The sequence below is a fragment of the Gordoniibacillus kamchatkensis genome (assembly GCF_000829455.1).
In the GTDB taxonomy this organism is placed as follows: domain Bacteria; phylum Bacillota; class Bacilli; order Paenibacillales; family NBRC-103111; genus Gordoniibacillus; species Gordoniibacillus kamchatkensis.
The window spans coordinates 33804-47866 of sequence record NZ_JXAK01000023.1 but is presented as its reverse complement, the minus strand read 5'-3'; the positions used below and the strand labels follow the sequence as shown (position 1 = coordinate 47866).

General features: G+C 57.4%; 10 protein-coding genes, 2 tRNA genes and 2 pseudogenes. 4 read left to right on the top strand and 10 right to left on the bottom strand.

The genetic code is table 11. From position 1 onward, the window contains the following. Positions 1–360: 360 nt before the first annotated feature. The 3 genes and pseudogenes from yihA to lonB form a co-directional block, all read right to left on the bottom strand. Entirely contained in the window at positions 361–981 is a 621-nt protein-coding gene (gene yihA / locus SD70_RS14475) for a ribosome biogenesis GTP-binding protein YihA/YsxC (protein ID WP_041048245.1), read from the bottom strand. 28 nt (positions 982–1009) lie between these two features. Further along, positions 1010–3348 (bottom strand): annotated as a pseudogene (lon, locus tag SD70_RS14470) (endopeptidase La). A gap of 253 nt (positions 3349–3601) precedes the next feature. Continuing rightward, positions 3602–5317 carry an ATP-dependent protease LonB gene (gene lonB / locus SD70_RS14465; protein ID WP_041048244.1) on the bottom strand — a complete coding sequence of 572 codons (1716 nt, stop codon included), beginning with the start codon at positions 5315–5317 and terminating at the stop codon, positions 3602–3604. Positions 5318–5499: 182 nt separating this feature from the next. On the opposite strand from lonB, the gene SD70_RS14460 reads away from it, so the two are divergent. Next, complete coding sequence (locus SD70_RS14460) at positions 5500–6273, top strand: N-acetylmuramoyl-L-alanine amidase family protein (protein ID WP_082053363.1); 774 nt, start codon at positions 5500–5502, stop codon at positions 6271–6273. Here the strand turns inward: SD70_RS14460 and SD70_RS14455 are convergent. The 6 genes and pseudogenes from SD70_RS14455 to SD70_RS14430 all read right to left on the bottom strand — a co-directional run bounded on the left by SD70_RS14455 (position 6248) and on the right by SD70_RS14430 (position 12928). Beyond that, the gene (locus SD70_RS14455) at positions 6248–7051 is read right to left on the bottom strand and encodes a divergent polysaccharide deacetylase family protein (protein WP_041048243.1); all 804 of its coding nucleotides are present in this window, start codon (positions 7049–7051) and stop codon (positions 6248–6250) included. The two genes, SD70_RS14460 and SD70_RS14455, sit on opposite strands and share 26 nt — an antisense overlap. Before the next feature lie 129 nt (positions 7052–7180). Beyond that, positions 7181–8278 (bottom strand): flavodoxin-dependent (E)-4-hydroxy-3-methylbut-2-enyl-diphosphate synthase, encoded by a 1098-nt coding sequence (gene ispG / locus SD70_RS14450; protein WP_041048277.1) that lies wholly within the window; start codon positions 8276–8278, stop codon positions 7181–7183. Between the two features lie 166 nt (positions 8279–8444). Then, a pseudogene (gene clpX / locus SD70_RS14445) lies at positions 8445–9708 on the bottom strand (ATP-dependent protease ATP-binding subunit ClpX). A gap of 16 nt (positions 9709–9724) precedes the next feature. Continuing rightward, on the bottom strand, positions 9725–10309 hold the full coding sequence (clpP, locus tag SD70_RS14440) for an ATP-dependent Clp endopeptidase proteolytic subunit ClpP (protein ID WP_041048242.1): 585 nt from the start codon (positions 10307–10309) through the stop codon (positions 9725–9727). Between the two features lie 147 nt (positions 10310–10456). After that, positions 10457–11818, bottom strand: a complete 1362-nt coding sequence (gene tig / locus SD70_RS14435; protein WP_041048241.1) for a trigger factor — start codon at positions 11816–11818, stop codon at positions 10457–10459. 123 nt (positions 11819–11941) lie between these two features. Next, a complete protein-coding gene (locus tag SD70_RS14430) occupies positions 11942–12928 on the bottom strand; it encodes a hypothetical protein (protein WP_156158025.1) in 987 nt (328 codons plus the stop codon). Positions 12929–13050: 122 nt separating this feature from the next. Between SD70_RS14430 and SD70_RS14425 the strand changes: the two genes are divergently transcribed. Then, a tRNA-Gly gene (locus SD70_RS14425) sits at positions 13051–13124 on the top strand. 6 nt (positions 13125–13130) lie between these two features. Further along, positions 13131–13204 (top strand) — tRNA-Arg (locus tag SD70_RS14420). Between the two features lie 124 nt (positions 13205–13328). On the opposite strand, the gene SD70_RS36035 is transcribed toward SD70_RS14420, so the two are convergent. Next, entirely contained in the window at positions 13329–13484 is a 156-nt protein-coding gene (locus SD70_RS36035; RefSeq protein ID WP_156158024.1) for a hypothetical protein, read from the bottom strand. Positions 13485–13666: 182 nt separating this feature from the next. Here SD70_RS36035 and SD70_RS14415 point away from each other — a divergent pair, with 182 nt between their 5' ends. Then, the gene (locus SD70_RS14415) at positions 13667–13906 is read left to right on the top strand and encodes a hypothetical protein (protein ID WP_041048239.1); all 240 of its coding nucleotides are present in this window, start codon (positions 13667–13669) and stop codon (positions 13904–13906) included. Positions 13907–14063 lie beyond the last annotated feature (157 nt).

Here is a 14063-nt window from a genome sequence, read left to right as displayed (position 1 = left end):
ATGTCGCGAAACAGCGTCCTAAGCGCCTTATGCTTAATACCCATAATGTACAGCCGCTGTAAAACCTGCCGCGAGCAAATCCACGACCAACGCCCCGCCGTAAGGCGGACACTGCCAACAAACCGCTGCCGCAACGCGCGCCTCCCACATCGCCCCGCAAAAAAACAAACCGCCGGCAAGGGCGGTTTGAGGCTGTCGAGTTAGGCGGAGCGAAGAATGGGAATGTACCTTTGAACACGTGTTCCAACCTTATTTTCGGATCATTGGAACACGAGTGTGGGCGATGCCGGAGACCCATATTCTCAGGTCCGCAGCGCAGCCCACTTTCTTGAGCAGACTGAAACCGCCGGCAAGGGCGGTTCAATCTTTTTCCAGCGCGGCTTCTGCCGGGTCGACGTATCCGATGGCCTGCTCGATATGGCTCCACAGCTCTTCCTTGCCCATCCCCGTCTCGCTGGAGAACAGGAAAAACGGGTCGTCCTTCGGCATGCCAAGCGTCTCCTTGACGACTTTCACGTGCTTTTGCCACTGGCTGCGCGGCATCTTGTCGGCTTTGGTGGCGACAACGGCGATGGGCAGGCCGATATGCCGCACCCAATCGTACATCAGCAGATCGTCTTTACTCGGTTCGTGCCTGGAGTCGATGAGCAGCAATAGCAGCTTCAGGCTCTCCCGATTCGTCAAATACTGCTCGATGAACTGCCCCCACTTCCGGCGCTGCTCCTGCGACACTTTGGCATAGCCGTAACCCGGAAGGTCGACGAAGTATAAGTCCTGATTGATCAGATAAAAATTCAGCGTCTGCGTCTTGCCGGGCTGCGAGCTCGTCCGGGCCAAGTTGCGGCGGCCCAGCATGCGATTGATGAGCGACGATTTCCCGACGTTGGAACGCCCTGCCAGAGCGATTTCCGGCAAGGCGTCCTGCGGGTATTGGCTTGGCGACACCGCGCTGATGATAAATTCGGATTGATTGACCTTCATAGCAACCACCACATTTTCCGCGTCAACATTACGTTCCTATTTCGACCGGCTTGACGAGAGCTTGCTCCAGCACTTCGTCCATATGGCTCACCGGGATAAACGTCATATCGTTTTTGATCGATTCCGGAACTTCCTGCAAGTCTTTCTCGTTGTCTTTCGGCAGCAGCACTTTGCGAATGCCGGCGCGGTGAGCGGCGAGCGATTTTTCCTTCAATCCGCCGATCGGCAGGACGCGGCCGCGCAGCGTAATTTCCCCGGTCATGGCGACCGCGCGGGAAACCGGAATGTTCGTGAGCGCCGAAATGAGCGCCGTCGCCATCGTTATGCCCGCCGACGGGCCGTCCTTCGGAATGGCGCCTTCCGGAATGTGAATATGAATATCGTTCTTCTCGTGAAAATCCGGCGCGATGCCAAGCTCCAAAGCCCGCGAGCGCGTATAGCTGAACGCCGCCTGCGCCGACTCTTTCATGACGTCGCCGAGCTTGCCGGTGAGCGTCAGCTTGCCGGTTCCCGGCATGACGGTCACTTCGATGACGAGCGTTTCGCCGCCAACCTCCGTCCACGCCAGCCCCGTCACGGCTCCGACCTGATCGCGCTCTTCGGCCAAGTTGTAGCGGAACTTTGCCGGTCCGAGGTAATCGTGCAAGCTGTCTGTCGTCACGTGGACTTTGCGCTCGGGGTTCGCGACAATTTCCTTGGCGGCCTTGCGGCAAATGCCGGCCAGCTGCTGCTCGAGATTGCGCACGCCCGCTTCCCGCGTATATTCGCGAATGACCTTCATCACCGCCGCGTCATCGAGGGCCAGCTGCTCTTCCTTCAGCCCGTGGTCTTTGCGCTGCTTGGGCAGCAAATATTTGCGGGCAATCTGCTCTTTCTCGAGCTCCGTATAGCCGGGAATATAAAGCACTTCCATCCGGTCGAGCAGCGGCCGCGGGATGTTGTGAACGGCGTTGGCCGTCGTCACGAACATGACGCTCGACAAATCGAACGGGACTTCAATGAAATGATCGCTAAAAGTGCTGTTTTGCTCCGGATCGAGCACCTCCAGCAGCGCCGAGGCCGGATCGCCGCGGAAGTCCATCGCCATTTTGTCGATCTCGTCGAGCAGCATGACCGGATTGTTCGAGCCGGCGTTTTTGAGCCCTTGGATAATGCGGCCCGGCATCGCACCGACATACGTGCGGCGATGGCCGCGAATTTCCGCTTCATCGCGGACGCCGCCGAGCGAAATGCGCACGAACTGGCGTCCGAGCGAGCGGGCGATGGAGCGCGCGATCGACGTTTTGCCGACCCCCGGCGGTCCGACGAGGCATAGAATCGGCCCTTTCAGCTTCTGCACGAGCTGCTGCACGGCCAGATATTCAAGCACCCGCTCTTTGGGCTTCTCCAGGCCGTAATGGTCCTCGTTCAAAATGTCCTCGGCTTTGCGGATGTCGAGATCGTCCTCCGTCCGCTTCGACCACGGAAGGGAGAGCAGCCAGTCGATATAGTTGCGGATGACGGCGCCCTCGGCGGACGTTCCCGGCATTTCTCCAGCCGGTCGATCTCCTTCTCGATCTTCTCCCGCACTTTGTCCGGAACGCCCGCTTCCTCCAGCTGGCTGCGCAGCTCCTCGGCTTCGCCGGCGCGACCTTCCTTCTCGCCGAGCTCTTTCTGAATCGCCTTCATTTGCTCGCGCAAATAGTACTCTTTTTGCGTCTTCTCCATCTGCTTTTTGACGCGCTGGCTAATTTTGCGTTCCAGCTCGAGCACTTCGCGTTCGTTGTTCAAAATGTTCAGCAGCTTCTCCAGCCGCTGCTGCACATCGACGGTTTCGAGAATATCTTGTTTATCCTTGATCTTGAGCGACAGATGGGAGCAAATTACGTCCGCCAGCCGGCCGGGCTCGTCGATGTCGGACACTGCGGCGAGCGTTTCCGGCGTCACTTTCTTGGAAAGATTGATGTAGTGCTCGAACTGGTTCAGCACCGTCCGCATCAGCGCATCGATCTCGGGATTCGTTTCTTGCAGCTCGGGCAATTCTTTGGCGTGAACTTCGTAATAGTCCTCGTTGCTTAGAAACTCGGTAATTTCCGCGCGCATGATGCCTTCGACGAGGACGCGAATGGTCCCGTTCGGCAGCTTCAGCATTTGGCGCACCTTGGAAATCGTTCCGACCCGATATATGTCTTCTTTGGAAGGCTCTTCGATATTGATCTCGGACTGGGTGCACAGCAATATCATACTGTCGTCGACCATCGCCCGCTCCAGCGCACGCACGGACTTTTCCCGTCCGACATCCAAGTGCAGCACCATGCTCGGGTAAACGAGCAACCCCCGCAAGGGCAGAAGCGGCAGGCGCCGTATTTTCGCTTTGTTCGGACCCATGTTGCACCTCCTGTACGGCTTGCCTTTAGCGGCGCGCAAGGCGCGCACGGCTTTTAGCTCATTGTATCAAATGCGTTTCCAAAACACCAATCCGGCAAGGGTAAACGCCAAAGTATAGGCACAGCTTCTCTTTCCGACGGAGCAAAAAAGCGGCGAGCGCCGACGGAAGACGGCGCGCGCCGTTTCCGCCGGCGAGTGCGATCGTATCGACTAAGCCCCGCGCTCGCAGCCGCTCCGGGCGAAACCTAAGCTGTTACAATTGTGCTTCATTCGAGGCGTTTGCATGCAGCACCGGCATATCCCGCGGCACGACAAGTTCGAAGGGCTTGGATGGCTGGCGCGCCGCCCGCTTCGTTTCGAGGCCAAGGGCGTGGTGCAGCACCTCCTCGATCGTCTCCACCGCGATCACTTGAACGCCTTGCAAATCGGCGAAAATTTCTTGCCAATTCTCCTTCGGCACGATAACTCGCGTCGCCCCGGCTTGGAAAGCAGCCTCCACCTTGGCGACGACGCCGCCGATCGGCTTCACTTTGCCGTGAATGCTCACTTCCCCGGTCATGGCCAGCTTGTTGTCGACCGGCACGTTGTAAATTGCCGAGGCAATGGCCGTTGCCATCGATACTCCCGCAGACGGGCCGTCAATCGGCGTGCCGCCGGGGAAGTTGATATGCAGATCGTAGTCGGAAGTCGGCAAGCCAAGATTGCGCAGCACTGTCAGGACGTTTTCCACCGAGCCGCGGGCCATGCTTTTGCGCCGCAACGTGCGTTGGCCGCCCCCCATCTCTTCCTCGTCGACGACCCCGGTAATGGTGAACTTGCCGGCTCCCGGCGCAGCCGCCGCGATGGCGATGACCTCGATCTCCAGCAGCGTCCCCATATTCGGACCGTACACGGCAAGCCCGTTGACGAGCCCGACCTGCGGCTCCGGCGGAACTTTGCGCTCCGGGCGCGGCGGGATTTGCGACGAATGGACGACCCATTCGATATCGGCTGCCGTGATGTGGTCGCGCTTGTCGGTAAGCGCGATGCCGGCCGCGAGCTGAATAATGTTGACCGCTTCGCGCCCGTTCGTGGCGTACTTTTTGACGACGGCGACGGCTTGCGGATTGACCGGGAAGCCAATTTTGCGCAGCGCGTTATCGGCGATTTCGCCGATTTCGTCCGGCAGCAGCGGGCGGAAAAAGATTTCCAGACAGCGGGAGCGGATCGCCGGCGGAATTTCTTGCGGCGTCCGGGTCGTCGCCCCGACAAGGCGAAAATCGGCGGGAAGACCGTTCTGGAAAATATCGTGAATATAATTCGGAATGTTGGCGTCTTCCGAATTATAATACGCGCTCTCGAGAAATACTTTGCGGTCCTCGAGCACTTTAAGCAGCTTGTTCATTTGAATCGGGTGCAGCTCGCCGATCTCGTCGATAAACAAAATGCCGCCGTGCGCTTTCGTCACGGCTCCCGGCTTCGGCTGCGGAATGCCGGCGACGCCCATCGCTCCCGCTCCTTGATAGATCGGATCGTGAACGGAGCCGATGAGCGGGTCGGCGATGCCGCGCTCGTCGAAACGCGCCGTCGTGGCGTCGATTTCGGTAAATTTGGAATCGAACCGGAACGGGGAATCCGGATTCTTCTTCGCTTCTTCCAAAACGACGCGGGCGGCGGCGGTTTTGCCTACTCCGGGCGGGCCGTAAATGAGCACGTGCTGCGGGTTCGGTCCGCACAGCGCGGCCTTTAGCGCCTTAAGGCCTTCTTTCTGGCCGACGATGTCCTGCATCGAGGAAGGACGCGTTTTCTCGGCAAGCGGCTTCGTCAGCGACACCGAGCGGAGTTTGCGCAGCTTCTCCAGCTCCTTCTTGGATTCTCTATCGACGGCAGACCGGTTCGTCTGCTGGTTGCGCAGCAAGTTCCAAAAATACAGGCCGATAACGACGGCAAAAAACACTTGCACCAACATCAAAATCACGCTTAAACTCATGCACGATGCGCCTCCTTATCCTGCGGGCGGTAATAGTATCCTTCCACCTAGTATTTCCTTGGAAAGTTCCGGCTAATCCGCATTCGGCATAAACTTTTGGCTGGCAATACATAGCGGAATCGAGGAGCGTTTCTAGGCGCACGATAACTTATAACGATAAGGGAATGGGAGTGATGCGCTTGATGAACGATGATAAGCGGCTTACGCCGTCTTCAAGACAAGCCCGTTTACCGATAACATATAAGCAAGGTCATATAGCGCCGCTATACAAACTCTTATATTGCTTGCTCGCCTGCTGGCTAACCGTTCTCTCATTCGCCGTGCCGGTTGCCGCCGCCCCTGCGGAGATCTATTTGCCGAACCCGGACGTCGTGATCGATGCCGGCCACGGCGGGGTCGACGGCGGCGCTTCGCACGGCCCCTGGCTCGAAAAGGATCTCAATCTGGCGCTTGCCAAAAGCTTGTATCGGTCGCTCGCGGCCAAACATCTGATCGTCGCCCTTAACCGAACCGGAGACTACGCGCTTAGCGACGATAACCGGTGGCTGCGCATTCCGAGCCGCCATAAACGCGATTTGGCGCAGCGTACGGGACTGGCCAACGAGCTTAGGCCGAAGCTGCTCGTCAGCCTGCACCTCAATACGTCGTCCGATCCTAGACAAAGCGGTCCGGTGGTGCTGCACCAGCGTGACACCTCCAGCCGGTTGGCGGCGGCTCTTATCCAGCAATCGTTGAATCGCGTATACGGCACCAACAGCAGAGCTCCGGCCGTCGGCCGCACGTATTATGTGCTCAACCATGCGGCATGTCCCGCCGTCATTGTCGAGCTGGGCTACTTGACGAACGCCTCCGACCGGTCGCGGCTAACGACCAGCCACGAGCAGCAGCGCATCGTTCAGGCGCTGGCTGAAGGAATCGGGCAATATTTGCTTATCGAGCGAGTTCTCGGACGGTGACAAACCGCGTCTGCCGCTCCAGCTCGGGAATAGCTTCGCGCAGCACTTGCGGCGTCTTCTTGCCGGGCCTGCCGACGTGGCCGATCACGACGCAGGTTTCCTGCTTTTGCAGGCGCTTCTTGATTTCGCCGACTTGCTTTTGCACATGTGCGGCGGAAGCGACGTCGTCCAGGAACAGCTCGTTCTCGACATATTTAACGCCGAGCTCGCGGGCGATTTTCCCGGTTACGCTGAAGTAATTCGTCTTGCTGTCGAGAAAAATCAAGCCGCGCTCTTTGCAAACCTCGAGCACGATGCGCATCACCCGCTCGTCCGATGTCGCTTTCGAGCCCATATGGTTGTTGACGCCTTCGGCGAACGGCACTTCGTCGATAGCCGCTTCGACGCGCCGCCTGATTTCTTCGTCGCTCAAATTCGTCGTAATCGCCCCGGGTCCGAGCGAGCGGCTCATGCCCCGGAGCGGCTCCATCGGCAAATGGACGATAACCGCCTTGCCCTTGGCATGCGCCCACTCCGCATCCCGCTTCGTCGTCGACAAAAACGGCATAATCGCTACCGTAAGCGGGATCGGCAGCTCGATAATGTCCTCCGTCCCGGCCATGCCGTTGCCCAAATCGTCGATCACGATGGCGAGCTTCTTGGCGGGTACGGGCGGCATAACCTCCGGCGCGGCGGGGAATGCGGCAGGTTCGGCCCAAGCGGCCCCCGGGCAAAGCCCCCATAATAGCAACAAGCTCATCGTCTGCAAAATAACTGTTTTCGTCTTATGCCGGTTCATTTCGCGAATCTCCTTTTCGTTGCAAAATATTGTCATAACCTTATGTATTCGCTAATGAAACCGCCTTTATACGGCAACAACGCCGAACCCGCTAGCGCAGGTTCGGCGTTGTTTTGGCAAATATGGCGTTTAATGTTTGCGGCCGGGGATGACACCCGTTTCTTCGTAGGCTTTCACGATCACATCGATTTCCTTCTTCAGCTCGTTCAGCAGCTCGTCTTCGGGCACTTTGCGCACCATTTCGCCGTAGCGGAACAGCATGCCTTCGCCGCGGGCTCCGGCGATGCCGATATCCGCCTCGCGCGCTTCGCCCGGCCCGTTGACAGCGCAGCCGAGCACCGACACTTTGATCGGCACTTTGATTTTGGAAATGTACTCCTCCACCTCGTTGGCGATGGAGAACAAGTCGATGTCGAGACGGCCGCACGTCGGGCAAGAGACGAGCGTCGCCGCATTGGTGATGAGGCCGAATGTTTTCAGCAGCTCGCGCGCAACTTTCACTTCTTCGACGGGATCGGCGCTGAGCGAAATGCGGACGGTCGAGCCGATGCCCATGTGCAGCAGCGTGCCGATGCCGGCAGCGCTTTTCACCGTGCCGGAGAACAGCGTCCCCGCTTCCGTAATGCCAAGGTGCAGCGGGTAATTGAAAGCGGCGGCCGCCTTCGAATAAGCGGCGATCGCCATCGGAACGTCGGACGCTTTCAACGATACGATAATATCGTGAAAATCGAGCTCCTCCAAAATGCGAATATGGTACAGCGCGCTTTCGACCATCGCTTCCGGCGTCGGGTAGCCGTACTTTTCGAGAAGATGGTTTTCCAGCGAGCCGGCGTTAACGCCGATTCGGATCGGAATGCCACGCTCTTTGCACGCCTTGACGACCGCTTCGACTTTCTCGCGGCGGCCGATGTTGCCGGGATTGATGCGCACCTTGTCGATGCCGTTCTCGATCGCAGCCAGCGCAAGACGGTAATCGAAATGAATATCGGCGACAAGCGGAATATGAATTTGCCGCTTGATGTCCTTGATCGCTTCCGCCGCTTCCTTGTTGTTGACGGTAACGCGCACGATTTGGCAGCCGGCTTCCTCCAGCCGGTGAATTTCGGCTACGGTCGCTTTCACGTCGGCCGTCTTCGTCGTGCACATGCTTTGGATGATAACTTCGTTGCTGCCCCCGATTGTCAAGTTGCCGACTTTCACCGGCCTCGTCTCTGTGCGATGGAACATGAAGGCGATCTCTCCCATGAACCCAAAACATCCTCCGCTCCGCCCGGCGCCAGGCGGCGCCGGACGAATTGGAGGCTGTCCGGGTGATTAGTATGCGTTAAAATTGTGAGGTTCCCGGAAAGCACTCGGCATAGGCTTCGAAGCTTCGCATCACTTCCAGGGTTCTTTACGCCGATTCTTCTTTCTTCTTGTTGCTCGGCTTTTCTTCTTTCGTACCGAGCACCGGCGCGATCGAGTCGCCCACCACTTCTTTGGTCACGACGCAATTCGTGACGTCCGTTCGGGACGGCACCTCGAACATGACATCGAGCATAATTTTCTCGATGATGGCCCGCAGCCCGCAGCGCCGGTATTGCGCTTGATCGCTTCTTTAGCGATAGCCTCCAGCGCCTCGGCGTTGAACTCGAGAGCGACGTTATCCATCTCAAGCAGCTTCTGGTACTGCTTGACGAGCGCGTTGCGCGGTTCGGTCAAAATGCGCACGAGCGCGGCTTCGTCCAGCGGCTCGAGGGTGGAAATGACCGGCAGACGGCCGACAAATTCCGGAATGAGGCCGAACTTGAGCAAGTCTTCCGGAAGCACCATCGACAAGTACTCGCCCGGCTTCAGATCGCCTTTGCCGCCTTCGGTGGAGAAGCCGATCACCTTTTGCCGATGCGGCGCTTGATGATTTGCTCCAGGCCGTCGAACGCTCCGCCGCAAATGAACAAAATGTTCGTCGTATCGATCTGGATAAACTCCTGATGCGGGTGCTTGCGTCCGCCTTGCGGCGGTACGGAAGCGACCGTGCCTTCCAAAATTTTAAGCAGCGCCTGCTGCACGCCTTCGCCGGAAACGTCACGGGTAATGGACGGATTTTCCGACTTGCGGGCAACTTTATCGATCTCGTCGATGTAAATAATGCCGCGTTCGGCTTTCTCGACATCGTAATCGGCAGCTTGAATAAGCTTGAGCAAAATGTTCTCGACATCTTCGCCGACGTAGCCGGCTTCCGTCAAAGACGTGGCGTCCGCGATCGCGAACGGAACGTTGAGAATTTTGGCCAGCGTCTGGGCCAGCAGCGTTTTGCCGCTGCCGGTCGGACCGAGCAGCAAAATGTTGCTCTTCTGCAGCTCGACGTCTTCCAGTTTGTTCTGGGAGTTGATGCGTTTGTAATGGTTGTACACGGCGACGGACAGCGATTTCTTCGCCTGGTCCTGGCCAATGACGTACTGGTCCAGAATGGAGCGAATTTCTTTCGGCTTCGGAACGTCTTTCAGATCGAGCTCTTCTTCATGGCCGAGCTCTTCCTCGACGATTTCCGTGCACAGCTCGATGCATTCGTCGCAAATATATACGCCGGGACCGGCTACCAGCTTGCGCACTTGATCTTGCGATTTGCCGCAAAACGAGCACTTCAGCTGACCTTTTTCGTCGTTAAATTTAAACAAGCGGATCACCCCTTGATTAGTTAGTCTGAGTGATTACCTCATCAATTAACCCGTAAGCTTTCGCTTCCTCCGCGCTCATGAAGTTGTCGCGGTCGGTGTCTCGTTCGATCTTGTCGTACGGCTGTCCGGTATGATGAACGTAAATCTCGTTCAGCTTTTGTTTCGTTTTGATAATCCAATCGGCGTGAATTTTGATGTCCGCCGCTTGGCCGCGAACGCCGCCGAGCGGTTGGTGGATCATAACCTCGGCGTTCGGAAGCGCAAAGCGCTTGCCCTTGGCGCCGGCTGTCAGCAGCAAGGAGCCCATGCTTGCAGCCATGCCGACGCATATGGTGGATACGTCAGGTTTGATGAACTGCATCGTATCGTAAATACCGAGTCCCGCCGTAACGGAACCGCCGGGAGAATTGATGTAAAGGCTGATGTCTTTCTCGGAATCTTGCGCCGCCAAAAACAGCAGTTGGGCGATAACAAGGTTCGCCACGTCGTCGTCGATGGCGCTTCCGATGAAAATGATTCTATCCTTCAACAGCCGCGAGTAAATGTCGTACGACCGTTCCCCGCGCGCTTCTTGCTCCACAACCATTGGGATGAGACTCATGGGATTCAACTCCTTTGCATCGCCTTAGCCTTGCGGTTCGGTGCTCACTTTATTGTATCAGATTTATGTACCGATGTCATACTGGAAGGCGCGGAGGATAAAACAAAGGCACGCGCTTATGCATACGTGCCTTGACCCTTATAATATTTATTCCTTGTCTTCCTTGGCTTCTTTCGCCTTCGTCGCCCGCGGCTTCTTCGGCTTGCCCGCTTCGGCGCCGCTTCCGGCAACGCTGTTTTCCGTCAAGAACTCGACGGTTTTTCTGATGACGACGTCTTGCTTCAACCCTTCGAGGTTGCCGCCTCCCTCGACCGCAGCGCGAATCTCCGCTACGGGGCGGTTCATGCTGTCGGCGATCTTTTGCAGCTCGGCATCGACGTCAGCATCGGAAGCTTCGATGTTCTCGGCTTTGGCGATCGCTTCAAGCACGAGGTTATTGCGCACGCGCTTCTCGGCGTCGGCGCGCATTTGTTCCTTCAACGCGTCCTCGTTCTGGCCAGAGAACTGGTAGTACAGGTCAAGCGTCATGCCTTGGGAACGGATGCGGCGCTCGAACTCGCGCAGCATTTGGTCGACTTCGGTCTCAATCATCGCTTGCGGAATGTCCACTTCCGCGTTCGCAGCCGCCTTCTCCACGACAGCAGTCTCCAGCGCCGCTTTCGCGCTTTCCTGCTTGCGCTCGGACAGCCTGGACTTGATGTCCTGCTTGTACTCTTCCAGCGTATCGAACTCGGAGACGTCCTTCGCGAATTCGTCGTCGAGCTCCGGCAGCACTTTGCTCTTAATGTCGTGCAGCTTTACTTTGAATAATGCTGCTTTGCCCTTCAGCTCATCGGCATGATAATCTTCCGGGAAAGTGACGTTGACTTCTTTCTCCTGGCCTTTCTCCATGCCGACGACTTGCTCTTCAAAGCCTGGAATGAAGCTGCCGGAGCCGAGCTCGAGCGAATACTTCTCCGCTTTGCCGCCCTGGAACGCTTCGCCGTCCACGAACCCTTCGAAATCGATAACCGCGATGTCGCCCTTCTCTGCCGCGCCCTCTTCCTTGGTGGCCAGCTCTGCGTGGCGCTGCTGCTGGCGGTTCAATTCTTCCGCCACTTCTTCGTCGGTTACTTCGGAGTCCTGCGCCTCCACTTCGATGCCTTTATACTCGCCCAATTGCACTTCCGGCTTGACCGTTACTTTCGCTTTGAACTTCAGCGGCTGGCCTTTCGCGAACTGCTCGATATCCACTTCCGGACGGTCTACCGGCTCGATGCCGGCTTCCTCGACCGCTTGTACGTAAGCCTCGGGCAAAATAATATCGATAGCGTCCTGGTACAAGCTTTCGACGCCGAAGCGCTTTTCAAACAGCTGGCGCGGCACTTTGCCTTTGCGGAAGCCCGGTACGCTGACGCGCGCAACCACTTTCTTGAACGCTTTGTCGAGTGCGGAAGCGACTTGCGCCTCGTCCACTTCGACTTCAAGAACCCCTACGTTCTTCTCTATTTTTTCCCATGTTGCTTTCATTTTATGCTTTCCCCTCCAAAAATGTACGCTGACGTAATTTCACGAACTGCGGCTTACGCAAGGCATGTCCGTACGCGTTGCCATAATTATAACCATTATAGTATACCATAAAACATTTTGAATTCAAGGTGCAGCCGGCGGTACCGGCAGCATGAGCCGCGCAAACCGTTTGAGCTCTTTGTAGGCGGCTTCCCACTCGGGCTCCAAAGCGCTCGTAATCCCGTACAGCTCCGCCAGCTCGGCAACATCCGCCGCGCCGAATATGAGCTCGAGCAGCATGCGGTGCAGTGCGGCCGCCCAGGCGTCGACCGCCCCTTCCCGGTCCGCCGCGGCGACGTCCCGGTAAATCGGAGTCGCGTAAGCATAAGCGAGAAACTCGAGCCACGTTTGCCGGGCGAAATACGAAAAATCGGGCTGGCTCACCTCGCTGATTTCCTCGATGCGGGCGATAATATCGCGAATCGGCCCCGGGTAATCGTCGAAGCTGACCGGCGTGTCCTCCACTTCGGCTTGTACTGTCCGGCCAAACTTCGGGAACCGGACCGCCCCTTTGCAGCCCCGCTTCTTGAGCGTTTGGAGCGCACGGAACTGCACCATCGGATGAGTCTCGGTCGTCGCGAGCCATTGTATAATCAATTCGTTCAAATCGGAACGTTCGGCGAATGCAAGCTGTTCCAACGCCATAAGCTGTCGTTCCGGCGAAGCGGCAGCGTGCAGCAGCTCGATGAGCTGCAAGCCGTAGGCGCGGTTTTGCCCGCTTTTGTCGCTCACGTACTGCCGGACGTACTGTTCCTCGCCGCTGTCCCCGTCTTCCTCGTCTTCCTCGTCTTCCGGTTCGCCAGCCGCCGCGCGGCCTTCGCCGGGACGGAGCAATGCCGTTTCCGGAAACATCGTTTGCAGCCAGTTCAGCAGCGCCGACCACTCCTCGGCCTTGTCCGCAGCGACGCCGTGGCAATCGCGCAAAAACAACAGCAGCTTGACCGCTTCCTCGTAGCGTTCGCGCTCCAAATGGACGGTGAGCTCCTTCTCGTAAAACCGGACGGTCGCTGGCAGCAAAATGACGTTATTCGGCGTCTCGACGATGATCATCACCTCCCCGGCAGGAAACACCTTCGTATGCCGTCCGATGCCATCCCAGTTTACCGAATTTGGAGCGAGAAAGCAAAAAAAGGAGCGGACTTCATATTGATTTTCGCAAATTGCTATGCTATAGTAGTCAACGCACGATTCATGCGGGTGTAGTTCAATGGCAGAACTCTAGCTTCCCAAGCTAGCGGCGTGGGTTCGATTCCCATCACCCGCTCCACCGTTTGTCCCAGTAGCTCAGTTGGATAGAGCATACGCCTTCTAAGCGTACGGTCGGGGGTTCGAATCCCTCCTGGGACGTACTCATGGCCAGGCGATCAAATTTTGCCGCCGCTCAGGCGGCTTTTATAATGGGGATAACGCAAAAAACAGCCCATCTGCAGGCGGAAACGCCTGACGGGCTGTTTTTTGTTTGTTGTGCCGGTTACGTTCGTTTCGCGGTGCGCGGATCGGTAACTCCCGGCGGAAAAGGCTGCCCGACCGTTCGGGCAGCGGTCTTGCGCGTTTTGTGCATGCCCACGGCGCCGTTCTGGAGCGTGCCTAGCTCCGCCGCCTCCGCATTCGTCTGATGGTCCTTCATGCCGAACACTCCTTCTTATGACGGCTAGGTTGACGTACAAGGGATAGTTTGCTCTGCTTTGCGCCACAAGCGTCTAGCACAAGTTGCCGGACGTGGGAGAAGACTACCGCGCTTGCTGCGGCTAAACAGCTTGGGGCTGTTGTATAATAGGGGCAACGCATTGCGATGAAGGAGGGACTGGCATGAACGAAAAGGAACAGCTCGAGCAGCAAATGACGGAGACGCTTACCGAAGGCAAAATGGAGGCGCAAGAGCCGGACGAGGCCGCCAGGGAAAGGCTGCGGCCGCGCTACGAGATCCGTATCCAGGCCAGCACGGATCCGATCGTCGCGGAGACGCGCAAGTTCCGCACGATGGCGAAGGAAATCGATGGCAGGTACGATCGTTATGTGCGGCAAGCCGAGCAGCAAGATTGCCCGTGAACCGGAATCGCCTTTCGAGAGGAACCGCCTTACGCCGTCTTTATGGCGAGCGCGTCTCCCGTAGCGGCGTTAAGCGAGTATAGCAGCTTATGCTTATTGACCTACTGAAAAAGCCGGCGGCGTTACGATGAACGCTGCCGGCTTTTTTGCGTAGCAA